This window comes from Bacillus sp. JJ1127 (genome assembly GCF_036965845.1).
GTDB lineage: Bacteria > Bacillota > Bacilli > Bacillales > Bacillaceae_G > Bacillus_A.
In genome coordinates, this window is the sequence record NZ_JBALQK010000008.1 from 29,616 (window position 1) to 51,814 (window position 22,199).

Below are 22,199 nucleotides of genomic sequence, written 5' to 3' on the forward strand. Positions count from 1 at the left end.
TGTAACGTTACGTTGTTTTTGCGTTTTATTTTCCTTATAGAAGAGAGCCCATCAGAGTGCCAAATCCTTTTGCTTACGCTCAATGGTTCTATAAGAAAAACGCTAGTATTGTCCCAATCCATTCTTTTCCTTTATCAACAATAGTGAGGGAGGTAACATCTTTCCAAGAAAGTAATGTAGATGCTTCTATATCCTTATTAATTTCGGTTTTAATTTTCTTTATAAAGGCTTCATCATATAAGAGGCAATTTATTTCGTGATTGAGATACAAACTTCTCATATCAACATTAGCTGTTCCGATATCGCAAATATGGTTATCTACCATGATGATTTTTGCATGGAAAAATCCTTCTTGAAATGAATAAATATCGCAACCAGCTTGTATGAGTTTTCGGCAATATGGCAGCCTTGCTTCTCGAACGAGAGGATGATCGGCCTTATGAGGAACAAGAATGGTAACATGAACTCCTCGGCCTTTCGCTTGTAATAAGGCATCCATAATTTTTTTTCCGGGAATAAAATAAGGTGTTCCTATGTATAGTTCTTTCTTAGCGCTCTCAATCAAGTTTAAGAATGTTTGTTGTAAGTAAGCGCCATCTGTTGGAATAAAACGGTGCAGCATGGTGCCTGGTTGTTGTTTTGGAAAATAAATCGCATTTTCTAGTAAATCTTGAGAAGTGTCATCGCGCCAGTCATGTAAAAATTGCTTTTGTAAATCTTGTACGCCTTCTCCAGTCAGGCGTAAATGATAATCGCGCCATAGCCCTAATTTAGAATTGTGCCCTAAATACTCCTCACCGATATTGAAGCCGCCGATATAACCAATTTTTCCATCAATAATCGTAATTTTTCTATGATTTCTTTGATTCGCTGAAAAAAAGAGAAATGGTAATTTTACTTTGTGACAAAACGAAAAAGAGACACCGTTTTTTTGTAACGAGCGAATGGATTCTCTCGATAATTGATGACTCCCGATACGATCAAGGAGGAGACGTACTTCGACTCCTTGTTTTGCTTTGTTAATTAGTAATTGTAAAAAGGTTTGACTTATTTCATCGTTTTTAACAATAAAAAATAAAATATGGATATGGTGTTTTGCTTGTTTGATGTCATGAAATAAATCATTGTATAAGTTTGTTCCACATGTATAAAGGTGAAAGTCGCTTCGTCGTAATGGAAAAGCGCGAGGTTTTAGTCGCTTTAAATGAAGTATTCTTCCATACAAAAGGTCTATTATGAACCAAAGGGCAAAACATATTAGTAAGAGAGATAAAAAGACCATTACTAAGCTCCTTCCCTCGTATTTATTTTCACTTTGCTAGTTATGGATTGTAAGACCATTACGAATTAAAGTTTCACTTTGTAGTTTCACCTAAATAAATAGCTTTATGAAAAAAATGTGTTGTTGTATAACAAAAAACTGTTGACTGAATGCTCACTCATTATATAATGGGAATAGGGGATACAATTCAGAAAATTTTATATTTTTGAAGATTCTAAAAGAAAGAGGGCTTACAAAGAGAGGGGTAGCATAAAATGAATAGCTTACTAATCGTAAATTGGCTGGCTGCCATTGTTGTTATTGCTTATGCGGGATATTTGTTTGTATATCTTATACGAACGAGGATGGCCTACATACAATTAGGAAAAAAAGTAGAATTTGACCGCCGCTTTAAAGAGAGATGGGATATTCTCAAGGTCAACGTTTTCGGTCAAAAAAAATTATTGAAAGACAAAAAAAGCGGTATCATGCACGTTATGTTTTTTTATGGATTTATTCTTGTCCAATTTGGAGCAATTGACTTCATTTGGAAAGGACTAGCACCAGGATCACATCTTCCACTTGGACCACTATACCCTGCATTTACATTCTTCCAGGAAATTATCACACTTATGATCTTAATCGCAGTTTTTTGGGCTTTTTATAGAAGATACGTTGAAAAACTTGTTCGTTTAAAACGTAATTTTAAATCAGGCCTTGTTCTTATTTTTATCGGAGGCTTAATGCTTTCTGTACTACTTGGTAACGGAATGGGCATTATATGGCATGGCGAGGAGCTTTCATGGAGCGAACCAATTGCTTCTGGAATCGCTTACGTTTTTTCAGGGATAAATGAAACCGTAGCTATTTCGGTGTTCTATTTCTCTTGGTGGGTGCATTTACTTATTTTGGTAACATTTTTGGTTTATGTTCCACAATCAAAGCATGCACATTTAATCGCTGGGCCGGTCAATGTGTTTTTTACACGTCTGTCTAATCCAGGAAAACTTGAAAAAATTGATTTTGAAGATGAAACACAAGAAACATTTGGTGTTGGGAAAATTGAAGACTTTAGACAGACACAACTTATTGATTTATACGCTTGTGTAGAATGTGGTCGCTGTACAAATATGTGCCCGGCAACAGGGACAGGCAAGATGTTGTCACCAATGGATTTAATTGTAAAGCTTCGCGATCATTTGACTGATAAGGGGGCAGCGGTGACATCAAAAGTACCATGGGTCCCGGCAGTTGCGTTTAACAATACACAAGGAAATCAGTTAGCGATGATGGCAGCGGGGCAAGGACAACAAGAATCGGCAGCGGCACTTTCTTATGATCCAAGCTTAATTGGAGATGTCATTACAGAAGAAGAAATTTGGGCATGTACAACGTGCCGTAACTGTGAAGATCAGTGCCCAGTTATGAATGAACACGTTGACAAAGTCATTGATTTACGTCGTTATCTTGTTTTAACAGAAGGTAAGATGGATGCGGAAGCGCAGCGTGCCATGACAAATATTGAACGCCAAGGGAACCCATGGGGGCTAAATCGTAAAGAGCGTGAAACATGGCGACAAGGCGATGATGAAGTAACGGTTCCGACTGTGAAAGAGAAAACAAAAACTGGCGAAGAATTTGAATATTTATTCTGGGTTGGCTCGATGGGATCATATGATAATCGCAGTCAGAAAATTGCAATATCATTTGCAAAGCTGATGAATAAAGCAGGCATTTCGTTTGCGATTCTTGGTAACAAAGAGAAGAACTCCGGCGATACGCCGCGCCGCCTCGGAAATGAATTCGTGTTCCAAGAGATGGCGACGAAGAACATTGAGGAGTTTGAAAAAGCAGGTGTGAAGAAAATCGTTACGATTGATCCGCATGCTTATAACACGTTTAAAAATGAGTATCCAGACTTTGGCTTACAAGCAGAAGTCTATCACCATACAGAATTATTAGCACAGTGGGTGAAAGAAGGGCGCTTAGCGCCAGTTCACCGAATTGAAGAAACAATTACGTATCATGATTCCTGTTATTTAGGAAGATACAACGAAGTATATGAGGCGCCGCGCAGCATTTTAAAAGCGATTCCAGGCGTAACTGTTGTTGAAATGGAGCGTAATCGCGAAACAGGTATGTGTTGTGGCGCAGGTGGCGGACTGATGTGGATGGAAGAAACAACAGGTTCACGTATTAACGTTGCACGCACAGAACAAGCACTTGCTGTGAAACCGTCAATTATTGGTACGGGATGTCCGTATTGCTTAACAATGATTAGTGACGGTACGAAAGCAAAAGAAGTAGAAGAACAAGTTCAAACGCTTGATGTAACGGAGATTTTAGAACGATCTGTTATCGGGCCGAAGAAAGAAGCAATGTAATCATATGTAAGAATTCATACAACTTTAGATAGAGGTGCAAGATTTGCACCTCTTCTCAACGTAGTAATATCGAGCGGGCGCTCAGCGCCGAAAAAAGAAATGGGGGAAAGAAACTTGGTCAGAACAGTTATTTTAAGTGCTGCAAGAACACCGGTTGGAAAGTTTAGGGGATCTTTAAAGGACGTAAAAGCAACGGAACTTGGAGGAATTGCGATTAAAGCTGCGCTTGAACGAGCAAATGTTTCTGAGGGCGACGTTGAAGAAGTTATATTTGGAACGGTTATTCAAGGAGGACAGGGGCAAATTCCTTCGCGTCAAGCCGCGAGAGAAGCAGGACTTCCATGGGAGACGCGTACGGAAACTGTAAATAAAGTTTGTGCATCAGGTCTTCGTGCTGTGACGTTAGGCGATCAAATTATTCGCACTGGCGATCAAACGCTTATTGTGGCAGGCGGAATGGAATCGATGAGTAATAGTCCTTATATTTTACGAGGCGCGCGCTGGGGATACCGGATGGGCCATAATGAAGTTGCCGATTTAAATATAGTAGATGGCTTAACATGTTCATTTTCCGGCATACATATGGGTGTGTATGGTGGAGAAGTTGCGAAGGAAGATGGGATCTCTCGCGAAGCGCAAGATGAATGGGCGTATCGTAGTCATCAGCGTGCAATTGCCGCGCAGAAGGAAGGGCGATTTGAAGAGGAAATCGTACCTGTATCTGTACCGCAGCGAAAGGGAGACCCGATTGTTGTTGCCAAAGATGAAGCGCCGCGTGAAGATACAACGGTTGAAAAGTTAGCGAAGTTAAAGCCTGTATTTGATAAAACGGCAGCAGTAACAGCCGGGAATGCGCCAGGACTAAATGATGGCGGAGCGGCACTCGTATTAATGAGCGAGGACAGAGCGCGGCAAGAAGGAAGAAAACCGCTAGCAACGATTTTAGGGCATACCGCGATTGCAGTAGAGGCAAAAGATTTCCCAAGAACACCAGGTTATGCGATTAACGAGCTTTTGAAGAAGACTGGTAAAACAGTAGAAGATATTGATTTATTTGAGATTAATGAAGCTTTCGCAGCAGTTGCAATTGCCAGCGCGGAAATCGCAGGGATTGACCCTGAAAAGATCAATGTAAACGGCGGTGCAGTTGCGATGGGACATCCAATTGGAGCAAGCGGTGCACGTATTATCGTTACACTTATTCATGCGCTGAAGCAGCGCGGCGGCGGAATTGGAATCGCATCGATTTGTAGCGGTGGTGGCCAAGGCGATGCAATTATGATTGAGGTTCATTAATTAAGAGGGGGAGAAAAGATGAGTGTACAAAAAATTGTTGTAATTGGTGCGGGGCAAATGGGATCAGGTATTGCACAAGTATGTGCAATGGCAGGTTATGACGTGTATATGCAAGATTTAAAGCAGGAGCAATTAGATAAAGGATTAGCTATTATTACAAAAAATTTAGCACGCCAAGTAGAGAAGGGCAGAATGGATGAAGCTTCTAAGGAAGCAACGTTAAATCGTCTTACAGCAACGATTGAATTGGATTGTGTAAAAGAGGCTGATCTAGTTATTGAGGCAGCTGTTGAGAAGATGGATATTAAAAAGAAAATTTTTGCGAATTTAGATGAAATTGCTCCAGAACATGCAATTTTGGCGACCAATACATCTTCTTTACCAATCACAGAAATAGCTGCGGTAACAAAACGTCCAGAGAAAGTGATTGGTATGCATTTTATGAATCCTGTTCCAGTTATGAAGCTTGTTGAAATTATTCGAGGGCTTGCAACAGATGATGTGGTATACGAAACAATTGAAGATATTACAAAGAAAATTGGTAAAGTACCTGTTGAAGTGAATGATTTCCCTGGCTTTGTATCCAACCGTATTTTATTACCGATGATCAATGAAGCGGTTTATACGTTATATGAAGGGGTAGCAACAAAAGAAGCGATTGATGAAGTGATGAAGCTTGGTATGAATCATCCAATGGGGCCATTAACATTAGCAGACTTTATCGGTTTAGATACGTGTTTATACATTATGGAAGTATTGCATGAAGGGCTAGGGGATAGTAAGTATCGTCCATGTCCGTTATTACGTAAATATGTAAATGCGGGTTGGTTAGGTAGAAAAACAGGTCGTGGCTTCTACGTATACGAATAGGAAACAAGGAAAGGTAGGTCTCCCTCTTTTTTTACAAAGTAGTGGTCTTACCCGGTGATTGAAAAAAGATATATAGCAAATGGAGGCGGGGCATATGAATTTTCATTTTACAGAAGAACAGCAAATGATGAGAAAGATGGTTCGAGATTTTGCACAAAAGGAAATCGCTCCCTTTGTTCCAAATATGGAACAAGGGGTGTTTCCTAGAGAGATTTTAACGAAAATGGGTGAGCTTGGATTAATGGGGATTCCAGCACCAGCAAAATATGGTGGTGCGGAAATGGATTTTATTTCTTATATATTAGCTATTGAGGAGCTATCGAAGGTGAGTGCAACAATTGGTGTTATTTTGGCGGTACATACATCGGTTGGAACAAATCCAATTTTATATTTTGGAACAGAGGAACAAAAGCAAAAATATGTTTCTAAACTAGCAACGGGTGAATATTTAGGTGCATTCGCTTTAACGGAGCCGAGTGCAGGATCTGATGCAGGTGGCTTGAAATCAAGAGCCGTAAAACAGGGCGATCATTATGTGATTAACGGATCAAAGGTTTTTATTACAAATGGAGGTGAGGCAGATACATATATCGTGTTTGCTTCTACAAATCCAGATGCAGGGAAAAGTGGGATTTCCGCGTTTATTGTGGAGAAAGATACACCAGGTTTAATCGTTGGAAAAGATGAGCATAAGATGGGGTTACTTGGTTCTCGTACTGTACAGCTTACATTTGAAGATATGAAGGTGCCAGCAGAAAATTTACTTGGTGAAGAAGGACAAGGTTTTAAGGTAGCAATGGCAAATTTAGACGTTGGTCGTATTGGCATTGGGGCACAGGCACTTGGAATTGCTGAAGCAGCGTTAACTTGTGCAGTGGATTATGCGAAGGAGCGTGAGCAATTTGGGAAGCCAATTGCCGCGCAGCAAGGACTTGGTTTTAAGTTAGCGGATATGGCGACAAGTGTAGAGGCTTCGAGGTTACTTGTATATAGGGCGGCATCGCTTAGAGCACAAGGGCTTCCGTGTGGAAAGGAAGCATCTATTGCGAAGTTATTTGCTTCTAAAACAGCGGTTGAGGTTGCGATTGAGGCAGTGCAAGTATTCGGCGGATACGGGTATACAAAAGATTATCCGGTTGAGAGATTTTTCCGAGATGCAAAAATTTGTGAAATTTATGAAGGAACGAGCGAAATACAAAGGCTTGTGATTAGCAGGGCTTTATAAAGTGAAACTTTAATTAGTTGAATCAATCGGACTTTTACGGACAATTGGTCCGTCACCTGGCTTCTTTGTTTTTGCTGAATTTTAAGGTGGATATCTTACGGATTGTTATTACAGGATAAAGGTTAGAAAGTGGGGAGGAAAGAAACATGCATTTTAAATTATCAGAAGAACATGAAATGATACGAAAAATGGTTCGAGATTTTGCAAGGAATGAAGTGGCACCAACAGCGGCAGAGCGTGATGAAGAGGAGCGATTTGACCGCTCTTTATTTGACCAGATGGCGGGACTTGGTTTAACAGGGATTCCGTGGCCTGAAGAATACGGCGGAATTGGAAGCGATTACTTGGCTTATGTGATTGCGGTGGAAGAGTTATCACGTGTCTGTGCTTCGACAGGTGTAACGCTATCTGCACATACTTCACTTGCTGGGTGGCCCATTTTTAAATTTGGGACAGAGGAACAGAAACAAAAGTTTTTACGCCCAATGGCAGAAGGAAAGAAAATTGGTGCATATGGTTTAACAGAGCCGGGTTCTGGCTCGGATGCGGGTGGAATGAGAACTACAGCGAAACGTGATGGCGATCATTACATTTTAAACGGTTCTAAGATTTTTATTACAAACGGTGGAATCGCTGATATTTATGTTGTTTTTGCATTGACTGATCCAGAATCGAAGCAGCGCGGAACAAGTGCATTTATTGTAGAAAGTGATACACCAGGATTTTCCGTTGGTAAGAAAGAAAGTAAACTTGGCATTCGCTCTTCACCAACGACAGAAATTATGTTTGAAGAATGCCGCATTCCTGTAGAGAATTTGCTTGGCGAAGAAGGACAGGGATTTAAAATTGCTATGCAGACACTAGACGGTGGACGTAATGGCATTGCGGCGCAAGCTGTTGGTATTGCGCAAGGGGCTTTAGATGCTTCTGTTGATTATGCGAGAGAACGACATCAATTTGGGAAGCCGATTGCCGCGCAGCAAGGAATTGGTTTTAAACTAGCAGATATGGCAACGAATGTAGAAGCAGCGCGGCTACTAACCTATCAAGCTGCTTGGCTAGAATCAGAAGGGCTTCCATACGGGAAAGAATCCGCAATGTCAAAAGTGTTCGCTGGGGATACGGCGATGAAGGTAACGACTGAGGCGGTGCAAGTATTTGGCGGTTATGGTTATACGAAGGATTATCCAGTAGAACGTTTCATGCGTGATGCAAAGATTACGCAAATTTATGAGGGAACACAAGAGATACAAAGGCTTGTCATTTCCCGTATGTTAACGAAATAAGAGAGAAGGCGTAGGTATTTTCCTACGCTTTTTCCTTCCAAATGGTAGAGAGAGGTGAAGGGGATGGTTAAACATAATGTGCATGCATCGGTAAAAGATGAGAAATTAGTTGCATTAAGACGTGAGCAGATGATTAAAGGAGCTGTGCAACTTTTTAAGCAAAAGGGATTTCCTCGTACAACAACGAGGGAAATTGCCAAGGCAGCAGGTTTTAGTATCGGTACACTTTATGAATATATCCGTACGAAAGATGATGTTTTGTATTTAGTATGTGATAGCATTTATGAACATGTAAAAGAACGATTAGAAGAAGTGGTCTGCACAGAAAAAGGAAGCGTTGAAAGTTTAAAAATAGCGATAACAAATTATTTTAAAGTAATGGACGAACTGCAGGAAGAAGTATTAATTATGTATCAAGAAGTTCGGTTTTTACCGAAAGAATCTCTCCCATACGTGTTAGAAAAAGAGTTTCAAATGGTGGGAATGTTTGAGAATATTTTAGAGCAGTGTACGAAAAATGGGACGTTTACATTAACGAAGAAGGAAATTCAGCTACTTGCTCATAATATTTTTATTCAAGGACAAATGTGGGGATTTAGACGATGGGCTCTGCAAAAACTTTACACTTTAGAGGAATATACAGAGATGCAAATAAGGTATGTATTGCATGGAGCACATATGCTTCCGAAATAAAGTGAAATGATTTGAAGGTGCTGGGCTTACTTTCAATTGGTACTTCCTTGATTGAAGCACGAAATAGAAAGCTAGTTACGAAAAGGTTGCTCTCGTAAATTATAATCCGTAATAACTTTTATTACTCTCTTGTGAAAGTTTCATGTTTTTTTTGTAGCATATTTGTTGGAGTTTTGTTTATAATGAATAGTATGGATTTTTTTAAACAGGTCGTTATATATAGGATTATATTTTAAGAAAGGAAGTGCCGCATAAGTGGATTTTAAGCAATATTCACCAGAAGAGCTACAAGAATTTTCCATGATTGAAGTTGTACATAGTGTTTTAGAGGATAAAAGACAAGCAACGTCATTCCAGGATTTAGTTCAAGAAATCGCTCAAGTGCTGGGACTATCTCAAGAGCAAGTTAATGCGAAAATCGCACAATTTTATACAGATTTAAATATCGATGGACGTTTCATTAATTTAGGAGAAAATCGTTGGGGCTTGCGCAGCTGGTACCCATATGAGCAAATTGATGAAGAAATCCTACCACAACCAAAACCTAAGAAAAAGCGCAAAGTTGAAGAAGATGACTTTGATGACTACATTGAAGAAGATGAAAACGACTTCGATGATGAAGACGACAATGATGACGATGTAGAAGATTTGGACGAGGTTCTTGAAGATGATGAAGATCTTGATGATTTAGATGACGAAGATGATGATGATGAAGACTTCGCCGATGAAGAACTTGAGTATGATGAAACAGAAGAAGAGGAAGAGGAAGAACTGTAGTTCTTGACTTTTCATTATCGTCCATGTAGAATCATTTTTGGGCTCTTTAAAACAGGACGATAATACTTTTAAAGTGTAAATATAAAAGAAAATTGCTCCCTACTTATTACTTTTTGTAATGAGGGGAGCAATTTTCTTTTTTGTTTTTTGTTTAGAAAATAAAAAGAGTCTAACAATAAGATAGATATAGTGTTATCTACATACGTTGCGCTCTGCAACGGTGATTATATAACAACAAAGTAGAAGGGAGCATTTTCATGACTAAGTATATTTTTGTAACAGGCGGTGTAGTATCGTCTTTAGGAAAAGGGATTACAGCAGCATCTCTTGGAAGACTTTTAAAAAATCGTGGTTTAAACGTAACAATTCAAAAGTTTGACCCATACATTAACGTAGACCCAGGGACAATGAGCCCATATCAACACGGTGAGGTATTCGTAACAGATGATGGCGCAGAAACAGACTTAGACCTTGGTCATTATGAGCGTTTCATTGATATTAACTTAAACAAATACAGCAACGTAACAACAGGTAAAATTTACTCTTCAGTTCTTCAAAAAGAGCGTCGTGGTGAATATTTAGGAGGAACAGTTCAGGTTATTCCTCATATTACAAATGAAATTAAAGAACGTGTATACCGTTCTGGTCGCGAAACAAATGCAGACGTTGTTATTACAGAAATCGGAGGAACAGTTGGGGATATTGAGTCTCTACCATTCCTAGAAGCAATTCGCCAAATTAAGAGTGATATTGGCCGTGACAACGTAATGTACATCCACTGTACATTAATCCCGTACTTAAAAGCAGCGGGTGAAATGAAAACAAAACCAACGCAACATAGCGTTAAAGAACTTCGTAGCTTAGGTATTCAACCAAACATTATCGTTGTTCGTACAGAAATGCCTGTTTCTCAAGATATGAAAGACAAGCTTGCTTTATTCTGTGACATCGATCAAAAAGCAGTTATCGAAGCGCGCGATGCAGATACATTATATGCAGTTCCATTATCTCTTCAAGAGCAAAACATGGACCAAATCGTTTGCGATCACTTAAAACTAGACAACCCAGCTGCAGATATGACAGAGTGGACTGCTTTAGTAGAAAAAGTGCGTAATCTTTCTAAGAAAACAAAAATCGCTCTTGTTGGTAAATATGTAGAGCTTCAAGATGCATATATTTCTGTTGTAGAAGCACTTCGTCATGCAGGTTATTCATTTGATACAGATGTAGAAGTGAAATGGGTAAACGCTGAGCATGTAACAGCAGAAAACGTAAAAGAATTAGTTGGCGACACAGACGGTATCCTTGTACCAGGTGGCTTCGGCGATCGTGGTGTAGAAGGAAAAATCGCTGCAATTCAATATGCACGTGAAAACAAAGTTCCATTCTTAGGAATTTGCTTAGGCATGCAACTTGCATCAATCGAATTTGCACGTAACGTATTAGGATTAGAAGGAGCTAACTCTTCTGAAATCAATCCGGACACGCCATATGCAATTATCGATTTATTACCAGAACAAAAAGATGTAGAAGATCTAGGTGGTACACTTCGTCTTGGTCTATACCCATGTAAGCTTGCTTTAGAAACAAATGCTTACAATGCGTATAATGAGCCGGTTGTTTATGAACGTCATCGTCATCGCTATGAGTTCAATAATCAATTCCGTCAAGAAATGGAAAACGCTGGGTTCATCTTCTCTGGTACAAGCCCAGATGGTCGCTTAGTAGAAATCATTGAACTACAAGATCATCCTTGGTTCGTGGCAGCACAGTTCCACCCAGAACTTGTATCTCGTCCAAACCGTCCACAACCATTGTTCCATGATTTCGTAAAAGCTTCTATTACGAATAAAGAAGGTAAGTAAAAAAAGAAAAGGCGTCCTGAACGGCGCCTTTTTTGTTTTATTCATATTCATTAATCATTTCGTCAATTGTAAATTTTAAGCCGTGATAAGCCAATAAAGATAAGATTAAACTTGGGAATCCATAACGGTTGCCTTCATCGTCTGGAATTAAGCCTTTTAATAGCCTTGTATCAATATGTACATCTGTATATTGTTCTAGGGATTCAGAGCCTTCTTGAACGGTTGAAATCCCAACAATAGATTGGCCTTCTTCTTGCAATTTCTTTGCGATTGAAACAATTTCTTCATCTGTTGAAAATCGACTGATGAGAAGTACGCGGTCTGCGGAGGTAACTTCTGTTTGTTTTCCATTATCTATTAAGCGTTTTGCTTGTTTCATTGGCTCTGCGCCGCATAAGGCTTCAGAGACAACGCCTTCCATTTCGTTTGTACCGTGTAAATAAATGATGCCATCACCAACTAATGCTTGAGCAAGTAGACGGGCACTATCTTCTATATTCATCTCTTCTTTTTGAGAAATTCTTGTGAAATAGCCACTTAGCTGAGTAGAAAAAATTTTTAACATTGGACTGCTCCTTTCGATTGTGTTAGGCGGCTTTCATTATAGCCTATTTTTGTAGAAAGGCGAAGTAATAGGGGTAGCATATCAAAATAGGAAACGGTAAAATAAGAAAGAATAGGAAGGAATTTGATAAAGAATATCGAAAGTAAATCGGATAAGATATAAGAAGCTTTTAATCTTGTACTTACATAGAAAGGTTGGGGGATTATGGAAGGGAAAATTTTAATCGTTGATGATCAATATGGCATTCGTGTGTTATTGCATGAAGTGTTCCAAAAAGAAGGTTATCAAACGTTCCAAGCTGCAAATGGATTTCAAGCTTTAGATATCGTGAAAAAAGATAATCCAGATTTAGTTATTTTAGATATGAAAATTCCAGGTATGGATGGTATAGAGATTTTAAAACATGTAAAAGAAATTAACAAAGATATTAAAGTTATTTTAATGACTGCTTATGGAGAACTTGATATGATCCAAGAAGCAAAAGATTTAGGGGCTTTAATGCACTTTGCTAAGCCGTTTGATATTGATGAAATTCGTCAGGCAGTGAGAAGTGAAATCACTGTAGAGGCATAAAAATGAATTTTTTATAAAAAATACGAAAAAAAGCGTTTACATGGACTGATGAGCAGGTGAATACAGTTGAGTTTTTGAGTACAAGTTGTTATCCTATTGAGTGTAGAAAAAAGTCCGGTATGTTGATATACATATTTTTCCTTATCCTGGTCATACTACCAGCGATAAGAACTTATCGGATACAAAAAACGTTTTTTAGGAGGATTCATCATGCCTTTAGTTTCCATGAAAGAAATGCTAAACAAAGCACTAGAAGGAAAATACGCAGTTGGTCAATTCAACATGAACAACTTAGAGTGGACTCAAGCTATCTTAGCTGCTGCGGAAGAAGAAAAATCTCCTGTAATCTTAGGTGTATCTGAGGGTGCAGCTCGTCATATGACTGGTTTCAAAACAGTTGTAGCTATGGTTAAAGCGTTAATCGAAGAAATGAACATCACTGTTCCTGTAGCGATTCACCTTGACCATGGTTCAAGCTTTGAAAAATGTAAAGAAGCAATCGATGCAGGCTTTACATCTGTAATGATCGACGCTTCTCACCACCCATTCGAAGAAAACGTAGAAACTACTAAAAAAGTAGTAGAATATGCACACGCTCGTAATGTATCTGTAGAAGCTGAGCTTGGAACAGTTGGCGGACAAGAAGATGACGTAATCGCTGAGGGCGTTATCTACGCTGATCCTGAAGAGTGTAAACACCTTGTTGAAGCAACAGGTATCGATTGCCTAGCTCCAGCTTTAGGTTCTGTACACGGTCCTTACAAAGGTGAGCCTAACTTAGGATTTAAAGAAATGGAACAAGTTCGTGACTTCACTGGTGTACCTTTAGTACTTCACGGTGGTACTGGTATCCCAACTGCTGACATCACAAAAGCTATTTCTTTAGGTACTTCAAAAATCAACGTAAACACTGAGAACCAAATCGAGTTTACAAAAGCTGTTCGTGAAGTATTAAATAAAGACCAAGAAGTTTACGATCCTCGTAAATTTATCGGACCTGGCCGCGAAGCTATCAAAACAACTGTTATTGGTAAAATTCGTGAATTCGGTTCTAACGGTAAAGCGTAAGAATAAAATTCCGTTTTGGAAACCGTCTAGTCTTTTAGACGGTTTCCTTTCGTTGTATAATGAAAGCGTGAACAAGTCTTAAGATTAATTAAATTTATACATTTCTTCATATTACCTATATATGATAGAGATTTTTTTACTTCTTTTATAAATATAAAGTGGAACATAATGTGCATAGTCCTATTAATAAATGTGATAATGTATCTAAGGCAATCGATGAACAAAGCTTGATAGGCAGTTAGTCTTCATCTATTTCTTTAAGGCATAACCATTTTCAGGTGAGGTCTTACTGCTTGTTAAGTTTAGGGCGGGGAAGAAATAAAAACGAATGGAAGCTTTATGTTGCTAGTTTGCTGAACGAATGAGATTCTTAAGGAAAGATTTTCGTTTTTCTTTATTAAAAAGAAAAGCCGAAAGGAAATACATTCATAAGAAGGGAGCTCAACATGGAAAAGTTGCTGATTGAAGGTGGAAGACCTTTAAACGGATCGATTCGCGTGAGCGGTGCAAAAAACAGTGCTGTTGCTCTAATTCCAGCGACAATTTTGGCTGATACTCCAGTAACCATCGGTGGTGTACCTAATATTTCAGATGTGAAGATGTTAGGAGACCTATTAGAGGAAATTGGGGGAGTTGTAACGTATGGTCAGGAGGAAGAGATGACGGTTGATCCTTCCCAAATGGTTGCGATGCCTTTACCAAATGGAAAAGTAAAAAAATTGCGTGCTTCTTATTACTTGATGGGCGCGATGCTTGGTCGTTTCAAAAAAGCTGTAATTGGGCTTCCTGGTGGATGTCACTTAGGACCAAGACCAATCGATCAGCATATTAAAGGGTTTGAAGCGCTAGGTGCACATGTTACAAATGAGCAAGGTGCCATTTATTTAAGAGCAGATGAACTAAGAGGGGCGCGCATTTATTTGGATGTTGTAAGTGTGGGAGCTACGATTAACATTATGCTGGCAGCTGTACGGGCAAAAGGCAGAACTGTGATTGAAAATGCGGCAAAAGAGCCGGAGATTATTGATGTAGCTACATTGTTAACAAGTATGGGTGCGAGAATTAAAGGTGCTGGTACAGATGTGATTCGTATCGAGGGTGTAGATTCCTTGCACGGCTGTCACCATTCTATTATTCCAGACCGTATTGAAGCGGGTACGTATATGATTTTAGGAGCCGCATCTGGCGGAGAGGTAACGGTTGATAATGTCATTCCGCAACATCTAGAGTCAATTACTGCAAAACTAAGAGAAGCTGGTGTGCAAGTTGAAACGAATGATGATCAAATTACGGTGAATGGCAATCGTAGGTTAAGGACGGTTGACATAAAAACACTTGTATATCCAGGTTTTCCGACGGATTTGCAGCAACCTTTTACAACACTTTTAACAAAGGCACATGGAACTGGAGTTGTAACGGATACAATTTACGGTGCCCGTTTTAAACATATTGATGAATTGCGCCGAATGAATGCACAAATTAAAGTAGAAGGCCGTTCTGCCATTGTGACGGGCCCGGTATTGTTACAGGGAGCAAAGGTGAAAGCTAGCGACTTGCGAGCAGGAGCTGCGCTTGTAATCGCAGGATTAATGGCTGATGGAATTACAGAAGTGACAGGTCTCGAACATATTGATCGAGGCTATGAAAATATAGTAGACAAGCTTAAGGGGCTTGGTGCAAATATTTGGCGAGAACAAATGACGCAGCAAGAGATTGAAGAAATGAAAAATGCATAATAGTGTATTTTTTACTAGCTAGTAAAAAATACAAATGAAGTGGTGGTGCTTCCGTTAATGGGGAACGAAGAATCACTACTGACGGAAGCTGCACTTTAATAGAAAGAAACAGTTCACAAAATACGGCATAAATATTCAGACTTAAAGGAGAGGGATTATTGTGGAAAGAAGTTTATCTATGGAGTTAGTACGTGTAACAGAGGCTGCAGCATTATCATCAGCGCGCTGGATGGGACGCGGGAAAAAAGATGAGGCAGACGGTGCAGCAACATCAGCAATGCGTGATGTATTCGATACAATTCCGATGAAAGGTACAGTTGTCATTGGTGAGGGAGAAATGGATGAAGCGCCAATGCTATACATTGGAGAAAAATTAGGTACAGGATATGGCCCACGTGTCGATGTTGCAGTTGATCCATTAGAAGGTACAAACATTGTAGCAGCTGGAGGCTGGAATGCACTTGCTGTTATTGCAATCGCGGATCACGGCAATTTGTTACATGCTCCTGACATGTACATGGATAAAATCGCGGTTGGCCCAGAAGCAGTTGGTGCGGTCGACATTGATGCACCTATTATTGATAACTTACGTGCCGTGGCAAAGGCAAAAAATAAAGATATTGAAGATGTTGTGGCAACAGTTTTAAATCGACCACGTCATCAAGCGATTATTGAAGAAATTCGCAAAGCGGGTGCTCGTATCAAGTTAATCAATGATGGAGACGTAGCTGGGGCAATTAATACAGCATTTGATCGTACAGGTGTTGATATTTTATTTGGTTCTGGTGGCGCACCTGAAGGGGTTCTTGCAGCTGTTGCATTAAAATGTTTAGGTGGAGAAATTCATGGGAAACTTCTTCCGCAAAATGAAGCAGAGTTAGCACGTTGCAAAAAAATGGGTATTGAAGATATAAATCGTATCCTTCGCATGGAAGACCTAGTGAAAGGTGACGATGCAATCTTTGCAGCAACAGGTGTCACAGATGGTGAATTACTACGCGGTGTTCAATTTAAAGGCAGCGTTGGTACAACAGAATCCCTTGTTATGCGTGCAAAATCTGGAACAGTTCGCTTCGTTGATGGACGCCATAGCTTAAATAAAAAACCTAATTTGGTTATTAAGTAAAAAGCGGAGGCGGCTCATTTAGAAGGGAAGGGCATTGGAACTCCTGAAGAAGAGGTGCTTTTTGCCTCGCAGGAAGGGGTGAAATGACCGATCCTTCTAGCCGCCGGAGCTGGATTAAATAAAAGTGGAAATGGCTCGCACAGCCTTCTGCAAAATGAGATAAATAGAAAAAACAGAAGCAATATAAAAAGCGGAGACAAAATTTCTTGTCTGCGCTTCTTGTATTTGTGTTACAACGTATTGATTAAAACTAGACAAAAAGGTTACAATAGTGAATATTACCCTACTTGAACTTATTGCCTTTCATTACTATGTATTTGCCTTCCGTATTTTTTCCCCTTTACCCATGTGAAAAGAGAATAATATTAAAGTGTGGTGTCTAAATGAATTTGTCAATTGCAGCATTAGAAAACATGAAATTAAAAGAGTTATATGAGCTTGCAAAAGAGTTCAAGATTTCGTATTACAGCAAATTAACAAAGAAAGAGTTAATTTTTGCTATATTAAAAGCTCGAGCAGAAAAAGAAGGTTTCTTTTTCATGGAAGGTGTACTGGAGATTATCCAATCAGAAGGATTTGGATTCCTACGTCCAATCAACTATTCTCCAAGCTCAGAAGATATTTATATTTCGGCTTCGCAAATTCGTCGCTTCGATTTGCGTAATGGAGATAAAGTTTCTGGTAAAGTACGACCACCGAAAGAAAACGAACGCTATTTTGGATTACTGCAGGTTGAAGCGGTAAATGGTGATGATCCAGAATCAGCAAAAGAGCGTGTGCATTTCCCTGCATTAACACCGTTATATCCAGATCGTCAAATGAAATTGGAGACGGAGCCGAAGAAATTATCAACACGCATCATGGATTTAATGGCACCAGTTGGATTTGGACAACGTGGTTTAATTGTTGCGCCTCCAAAGGCTGGTAAAACAATCTTGTTAAAAGAAATTGCTCACAGTGTCACAACGAATCATCCAGAAGCGGAATTAATTGTACTTTTAATCGACGAACGTCCAGAGGAAGTAACGGATATTGAACGTTCTGTTAAAGGTGACGTGGTAAGTTCTACATTCGATGAAGTGCCAGAGAACCATATTAAAGTGGCTGAGCTTGTATTAGAACGTGCGATGCGTCTTGTAGAACATAAAAAAGACGTTATTATTTTAATGGATAGTATTACCCGTTTAGCACGTGCCTACAACCTTGTTATTCCACCAAGTGGACGTACATTATCGGGTGGTATTGACCCAGCTGCTTTCCATAGACCAAAACGATTTTTCGGGGCTGCTCGTAATATCGAAGAAGGCGGTAGCTTAACAATTTTAGCAACAGCGCTTGTTGATACAGGGTCTCGTATGGATGATGTGATTTACGAAGAGTTTAAAGGAACAGGTAATATGGAACTTCATTTAGATCGCTCGTTAGCTGAGCGTCGTATCTTCCCAGCGATTGATCTTCGCCGTTCTGGTACGCGTAAAGAAGATCTATTGATTCCGAAGGAACATTTAGACAAGCTATGGGGCATTCGTAAAACAATGCGCGATACACCAGACTTTGTTGAAAATTCCTTACGTAAGCTACGCCAAACGAAAACAAATGAAGAATTTTTACAAAACATTGTTGCAGATTCTAAAAGATATGTAACAACGAAGTAAAGGGAAATGATGAGGACTCGCTTATTATATTAAGCGAGTTTTTTTATGCTTTTTGTGAGAGGAATTTCACCGGTTAGAGCGAAGCGAGCTCATGTATATCCAGCTGCAACGGCAAGAATCTCCGGCCATTTCGCTTCATCAGTTGAAGTAAAAAGCGCTTCTCTCTCGGGAGCTCCAATGTCCTGTGATTCTAAACGAGCCACCTTCGCTTTTTATTTATAAAAAGACAAAAACAGGTAGTTGCAAAATGAAGTTAGCCTTGTTATAATTTCATCATATGTGTTTCATCAATATAGTTGTGATTGCAGCTAAAGATGAAAAACTCTGTTTCGAAAATGATTCAGGGCGGAAGGAGATGAAAAGAATGAAAGCAGGAATCCATCCAGATTACAAGAAAGTTGTATTTATGGACACAAACACAGGCTTCAAATTCTTAAGCGGATCTACTAAAGGATCTAGCGAAACGGTTGAATGGGAAGATGGAAACACTTATCCATTACTAAAAGTTGAGATCAGTTCTGATTCTCACCCATTCTACACTGGACGTCAGAAGTTTGCTACTGCAGACGGACGTGTTGACCGCTTCAACAAGAAATACGGTCTTAAGTAATAAAAAACATAAAACAGGCAAGTGTATGTATTCGCTTGTCTGTTTTTTTTGCGAAAATATTAAACCTTTACCCTACTTTGTATAATAAAAGTGGATGAAAGGAGAGCTCAATGTACTTAATAAATCAAAACGGTTGGATTGAAGTGATTTGCGGGAGTATGTTTTCTGGAAAATCAGAAGAGCTCATCCGCCGTGTACGCCGTACACAATTTGCAAAGCAACATGCAATTGTATTTAAACCATGTATTGATAACCGTTATAGTGAAGAAGATGTTGTATCACATAATGGATTAAAGGTAAAAGCAGTACCTGTTTCAGCTTCAAAGGATATATTTAAACATATAACAGAAGACATGGACGTTATTGCAATCGATGAGGTGCAATTTTTTGATGGGGACATTGTGGAAGTGGTGCAAATATTGGCAAATCGTGGCTATCGTGTCATTGTAGCCGGTTTAGACCAAGATTTCCGTGGTCTACCATTTGGACAAGTTCCTCAGCTGATGGCGATTGCTGAACATGTAACAAAGCTGCAAGCAGTTTGTTCTGTATGTGGGTCTCCGGCAAGCCGTACACAACGTTTAATCGATGGAGAACCAGCTGTATTTGATGATCCAATTATTTTAGTTGGCGCTTCAGAGTCGTATGAGCCGCGCTGTCGTCATTGCCATGCAGTACCTCTAAAACAAGGATAAGTGAAACTCGCTTCATAGAGCGGGTTTTTTTCGAAAATAGATGAAGAGTGGTACGGGTCGGTTCCGCTTTTAAAGGTATCCAGCTCCAGCAGCAAGCTCTTCGCATCTAAGAACCTTCCACACAAAAGGAAAAGAACACCTTGTGTGCGGAAGAACCTTAGCTGGTCAGAGCTGAACGAGCTGCTTCCGCTTTTAAATATATCTAGCTCCGGCGGCAAGAATGGTCGGTGGCTACGCTTTTAAAATAATAATTTGCGTTTTTTTGATTTTGTACCATATACTAATAATATTAGATACTAGGATGTTGAGGTGAATGATGTGTTAGATCGTTTGCAAGCTGTAGAAAATCGTTATGAGAAGTTAAACGAATTATTAAGTGATCCAGAGATTATTAGTGATTCGAATAAGCTTCGTGAATATTCAAAGGAACAATCTGATATTCAAGAAACGGTAGAGGTATACCGTGAGTATAAGGATGTTCGTGAGCAATTAAAAGATGCAAAAGCAATGTTAGAAGATAAGTTAGATGCTGACATGCGTGAAATGGTAAAGGAAGAAGTTTCTGAGTTAGAGCGGCAAGAGAAGGAATTATCAGAGCGTCTGAAAATTTTACTTGTTCCAAAAGATCCGAACGATGATAAAAACGTTATCGTGGAGGTACGTGGTGCTGCTGGTGGCGATGAGGCTGCTTTATTTGCTGGTGATTTATACCGTATGTATAGCCGTTATGCTGAGGTGCAAGGTTGGAAAACTGAAATTATCGAGGCAAGCTATACAGAATTAGGTGGATATAAAGAGATTATCTTTATGATTAACGGTAAAGGTGCTTTCGCAAAATTGAAATTTGAAAATGGTGCACACCGTGTGCAACGTGTTCCGGAAACAGAGTCTGGGGGACGTATCCATACTTCTACAGCAACTGTAGCTGTATTACCAGAAGCGGAAGAAGTAGAAATTGATATTCATGAAAAAGATGTTCGTGTTGATACGTTTGCTTCTAGTGGACCTGGTGGACAAAGTGTTAATACAACGATGTCAGCGGTGCGTTTAACGCATTTACCGACTGGTGTAGTTGTATCTTGTCAGGATGAAAAGTCACAAATTAAGAACAAAGAAAAAGCAATGAAAGTATTACGTGCGCGTGTTTATGATAAGTTCCAACAAGAAGCTCAGGCTGAGTACGATCAAAACCGTAAGCAAGCTGTTGGTACAGGAGACCGTTCAGAGCGTATCCGTACGTATAACTTCCCGCAAAACCGTGTTACAGACCATCGAATCGGTTTAACGATTCAAAAGCTAGATCAAATCTTACAAGGTAAGTTAGATGATTTCATTAACGCCTTAGTGATGGAAGATCAAGCGCAAAAGATGGAGGCAGCTGAGTAATGCGTGTCTATGAAGCCCTGAAATGGGCTTCTTCTTTTTTACAAGAAAATGGACGAGATGAAAATGCGGGAGAAATCGTCCTTTGTCATGTATTAAAGACGAATCGAACAGGTTTAATGATGAACATGCGTGAAGAGATACCTGAGGAACAAGACAAGGCTTTTACGGAATTTATCCACAAACATGTTGATGGGATTCCTGTTCAATATATGCTTGGATACGAAATGTTTTATGGTCGTTCATTTTTCGTAAATGAAGAGGTATTAATACCAAGACCAGAAACAGAAGAGCTTATCGTAGGTGTATTAAATAGAATCCAGCGTAAGTTTGGTAAGCAGGAACTTCATGTAGCTGACATTGGAACGGGAAGCGGAGCGATTTCAATTACACTTGCTTTAGAAAATAAAGGTCTTCATATGTATACAGTAGATATTGCACAGGAATCAATTGAGGTTGCGAAAGAAAATGCAAAGGCGTTAGGAGCGAATGTGACGTTTTATCATGGTGATTTATTATCGCCATTTTATGAAACGGGGCAAAAGTTAGATGTTGTTGTTTCAAATCCTCCATATATACCAGAAGAGGACTGGAGAGGGCTTTCTTCGGTTGTGAAAGAGCATGAACCAAAGCGTGCACTTGTTGGTGGAGAAGATGGGCTTGATTTTTATCGTCGCTTTATGGAGGAGTTACCGAGGGTGTTACAGAAAAAAGCAATTGTTGCTTTTGAAGTAGGTGTAGGGCAAGGGGGAGATGTAAAAGGGTTATTGGAGCAGGCCTTTCCACAAGCTCATGTAGAAGTTGCTTTTGATATTAACGGAAAAGATCGTATGGTATTTGCGGAAATGGAGTAAGGTAGAACCTTACTCCATTTTTTTATAAATCCATTTTGGCTTTTTAACACATAAGTCGCTGTCACGAAGCACAAAAGGTGACCTGTACTCGTTTTCTCTCTTTGTTTTAACTTGGCATAGGGCAGGAAAAGGAACTGACCGCATCTATGCATGGTCGGACGCTCTCGCCCGTTCAAAAAGGAAAAGGTTTGTATCGGTTCCTTGAAAGTTTTTCTATAGATTTAGAATTTAATAGTTTAGAAAGAAGTAAGTGTGTCTACACTGTTTACAGAAGGGA

General features: G+C 39.5%; 19 protein-coding genes. 17 read left to right on the plus strand and 2 right to left on the minus strand.

Going from position 1 to position 22,199, the window contains the following annotated elements; translation table 11 throughout:
- Positions 1 to 88 precede the first annotated feature (88 nt).
- Positions 89 to 1,282, minus strand: coding sequence for a cardiolipin synthase (cls, locus tag V7183_RS01110; protein ID WP_097897447.1), 1,194 nt, complete (start codon positions 1,280 to 1,282; stop codon positions 89 to 91).
- Positions 1,283 to 1,536: 254 nt separating this feature from the next.
- On the opposite strand from cls, the gene V7183_RS01115 reads away from it, so the two are divergent.
- From V7183_RS01115 to pyrG, 8 genes are all read left to right on the plus strand, one after another.
- Complete coding sequence (locus tag V7183_RS01115) at positions 1,537 to 3,645, plus strand: (Fe-S)-binding protein (RefSeq protein WP_097897448.1); 2,109 nt, start codon at positions 1,537 to 1,539, stop codon at positions 3,643 to 3,645.
- Between the two features lie 12 nt (positions 3,646 to 3,657).
- Entirely contained in the window at positions 3,658 to 4,941 is a 1,284-nt protein-coding gene (locus V7183_RS01120) for an acetyl-CoA C-acetyltransferase (protein ID WP_335358480.1), read from the plus strand.
- 18 nt (positions 4,942 to 4,959) lie between these two features.
- On the plus strand, positions 4,960 to 5,811 hold the full coding sequence (locus tag V7183_RS01125; RefSeq protein ID WP_097897450.1) for a 3-hydroxybutyryl-CoA dehydrogenase: 852 nt from the start codon (positions 4,960 to 4,962) through the stop codon (positions 5,809 to 5,811).
- Positions 5,812 to 5,905: 94 nt separating this feature from the next.
- A complete protein-coding gene (locus V7183_RS01130) occupies positions 5,906 to 7,036 on the plus strand; it encodes an acyl-CoA dehydrogenase (RefSeq protein WP_097897451.1) in 1,131 nt (376 codons plus the stop codon).
- 146 nt (positions 7,037 to 7,182) lie between these two features.
- The gene (acdA, locus tag V7183_RS01135) at positions 7,183 to 8,322 is read left to right on the plus strand and encodes an acyl-CoA dehydrogenase AcdA (RefSeq protein WP_097897452.1); all 1,140 of its coding nucleotides are present in this window, start codon (positions 7,183 to 7,185) and stop codon (positions 8,320 to 8,322) included.
- A 63-nt stretch (positions 8,323 to 8,385) separates the two neighbouring features.
- Positions 8,386 to 9,015, plus strand: a complete 630-nt coding sequence (locus tag V7183_RS01140) for a TetR/AcrR family transcriptional regulator (protein WP_335358455.1) — start codon at positions 8,386 to 8,388, stop codon at positions 9,013 to 9,015.
- Between the two features lie 255 nt (positions 9,016 to 9,270).
- Positions 9,271 to 9,792 (plus strand): DNA-directed RNA polymerase subunit delta, encoded by a 522-nt coding sequence (gene rpoE / locus V7183_RS01145; protein WP_335358456.1) that lies wholly within the window; start codon positions 9,271 to 9,273, stop codon positions 9,790 to 9,792.
- A 257-nt stretch (positions 9,793 to 10,049) separates the two neighbouring features.
- Positions 10,050 to 11,657: a CTP synthase gene (gene pyrG / locus V7183_RS01150; protein WP_335358457.1), complete on the plus strand. Its 1,608-nt coding sequence runs from the start codon at positions 10,050 to 10,052 to the stop codon at positions 11,655 to 11,657.
- A 37-nt stretch (positions 11,658 to 11,694) separates the two neighbouring features.
- Here pyrG and V7183_RS01155 read toward each other — a convergent pair whose 3' ends face one another.
- Entirely contained in the window at positions 11,695 to 12,222 is a 528-nt protein-coding gene (locus tag V7183_RS01155) for a DUF2529 domain-containing protein (RefSeq protein ID WP_097897456.1), read from the minus strand.
- Positions 12,223 to 12,426: 204 nt separating this feature from the next.
- Between V7183_RS01155 and spo0F the strand changes: the two genes are divergently transcribed.
- The 9 genes from spo0F to prmC all read left to right on the plus strand — a co-directional run bounded on the left by spo0F (position 12,427) and on the right by prmC (position 21,922).
- Complete coding sequence (spo0F, locus tag V7183_RS01160) at positions 12,427 to 12,795, plus strand: sporulation initiation phosphotransferase Spo0F (RefSeq protein WP_335358458.1); 369 nt, start codon at positions 12,427 to 12,429, stop codon at positions 12,793 to 12,795.
- 210 nt (positions 12,796 to 13,005) lie between these two features.
- Positions 13,006 to 13,863, plus strand: coding sequence for a class II fructose-bisphosphate aldolase (locus V7183_RS01165; RefSeq protein ID WP_097897458.1), 858 nt, complete (start codon positions 13,006 to 13,008; stop codon positions 13,861 to 13,863).
- Positions 13,864 to 14,309: 446 nt separating this feature from the next.
- Positions 14,310 to 15,599, plus strand: a complete 1,290-nt coding sequence (gene murA / locus V7183_RS01170) for a UDP-N-acetylglucosamine 1-carboxyvinyltransferase (RefSeq protein WP_097897459.1) — start codon at positions 14,310 to 14,312, stop codon at positions 15,597 to 15,599.
- Positions 15,600 to 15,759: 160 nt separating this feature from the next.
- The gene (glpX, locus tag V7183_RS01175; protein ID WP_003209232.1) at positions 15,760 to 16,725 is read left to right on the plus strand and encodes a class II fructose-bisphosphatase; all 966 of its coding nucleotides are present in this window, start codon (positions 15,760 to 15,762) and stop codon (positions 16,723 to 16,725) included.
- A gap of 383 nt (positions 16,726 to 17,108) precedes the next feature.
- The gene (rho, locus tag V7183_RS01180) at positions 17,109 to 18,380 is read left to right on the plus strand and encodes a transcription termination factor Rho (RefSeq protein WP_097897460.1); all 1,272 of its coding nucleotides are present in this window, start codon (positions 17,109 to 17,111) and stop codon (positions 18,378 to 18,380) included.
- 364 nt (positions 18,381 to 18,744) lie between these two features.
- Positions 18,745 to 18,990 carry a type B 50S ribosomal protein L31 gene (locus tag V7183_RS01185; RefSeq protein ID WP_000643436.1) on the plus strand — a complete coding sequence of 82 codons (246 nt, stop codon included), beginning with the start codon at positions 18,745 to 18,747 and terminating at the stop codon, positions 18,988 to 18,990.
- 110 nt (positions 18,991 to 19,100) lie between these two features.
- The gene (locus V7183_RS01190; protein WP_097897461.1) at positions 19,101 to 19,685 is read left to right on the plus strand and encodes a thymidine kinase; all 585 of its coding nucleotides are present in this window, start codon (positions 19,101 to 19,103) and stop codon (positions 19,683 to 19,685) included.
- 318 nt (positions 19,686 to 20,003) lie between these two features.
- Positions 20,004 to 21,071: a peptide chain release factor 1 gene (prfA, locus tag V7183_RS01195; protein ID WP_141523333.1), complete on the plus strand. Its 1,068-nt coding sequence runs from the start codon at positions 20,004 to 20,006 to the stop codon at positions 21,069 to 21,071.
- Positions 21,071 to 21,922: a peptide chain release factor N(5)-glutamine methyltransferase gene (prmC, locus tag V7183_RS01200; protein WP_335358459.1), complete on the plus strand. Its 852-nt coding sequence runs from the start codon at positions 21,071 to 21,073 to the stop codon at positions 21,920 to 21,922. Before prfA ends, prmC begins: the two co-directional genes overlap by 1 nt.
- The last annotated feature ends 277 nt before the right edge of the window (positions 21,923 to 22,199 follow it).

What these genes read in the sequence shown, in the direction of transcription:
- cls (WP_097897447.1), bottom strand. Translation starts at nt 1,282, where the DNA reads ATGGTCTTTTTATCTCTCTTACTAATATGTTTTGCCCTTTGGTTCATA.
- V7183_RS01115 (WP_097897448.1), top strand. Translation starts at nt 1,537, where the DNA reads ATGAATAGCTTACTAATCGTAAATTGGCTGGCTGCCATTGTTGTTATT.
- V7183_RS01125 (WP_097897450.1), top strand. Translation starts at nt 4,960, where the DNA reads ATGAGTGTACAAAAAATTGTTGTAATTGGTGCGGGGCAAATGGGATCA.
- V7183_RS01130 (WP_097897451.1), top strand. Translation starts at nt 5,906, where the DNA reads ATGAATTTTCATTTTACAGAAGAACAGCAAATGATGAGAAAGATGGTT.
- acdA (WP_097897452.1), top strand. Translation starts at nt 7,183, where the DNA reads ATGCATTTTAAATTATCAGAAGAACATGAAATGATACGAAAAATGGTT.
- V7183_RS01140 (WP_335358455.1), top strand. Translation starts at nt 8,386, where the DNA reads ATGGTTAAACATAATGTGCATGCATCGGTAAAAGATGAGAAATTAGTT.
- pyrG (WP_335358457.1), top strand. Translation starts at nt 10,050, where the DNA reads ATGACTAAGTATATTTTTGTAACAGGCGGTGTAGTATCGTCTTTAGGA.
- V7183_RS01155 (WP_097897456.1), bottom strand. Translation starts at nt 12,222, where the DNA reads ATGTTAAAAATTTTTTCTACTCAGCTAAGTGGCTATTTCACAAGAATT.
- spo0F (WP_335358458.1), top strand. Translation starts at nt 12,427, where the DNA reads ATGGAAGGGAAAATTTTAATCGTTGATGATCAATATGGCATTCGTGTG.
- V7183_RS01165 (WP_097897458.1), top strand. Translation starts at nt 13,006, where the DNA reads ATGCCTTTAGTTTCCATGAAAGAAATGCTAAACAAAGCACTAGAAGGA.
- murA (WP_097897459.1), top strand. Translation starts at nt 14,310, where the DNA reads ATGGAAAAGTTGCTGATTGAAGGTGGAAGACCTTTAAACGGATCGATT.
- rho (WP_097897460.1), top strand. Translation starts at nt 17,109, where the DNA reads ATGAATTTGTCAATTGCAGCATTAGAAAACATGAAATTAAAAGAGTTA.
- V7183_RS01185 (WP_000643436.1), top strand. Translation starts at nt 18,745, where the DNA reads ATGAAAGCAGGAATCCATCCAGATTACAAGAAAGTTGTATTTATGGAC.
- V7183_RS01190 (WP_097897461.1), top strand. Translation starts at nt 19,101, where the DNA reads ATGTACTTAATAAATCAAAACGGTTGGATTGAAGTGATTTGCGGGAGT.
- prmC (WP_335358459.1), top strand. Translation starts at nt 21,071, where the DNA reads ATGCGTGTCTATGAAGCCCTGAAATGGGCTTCTTCTTTTTTACAAGAA.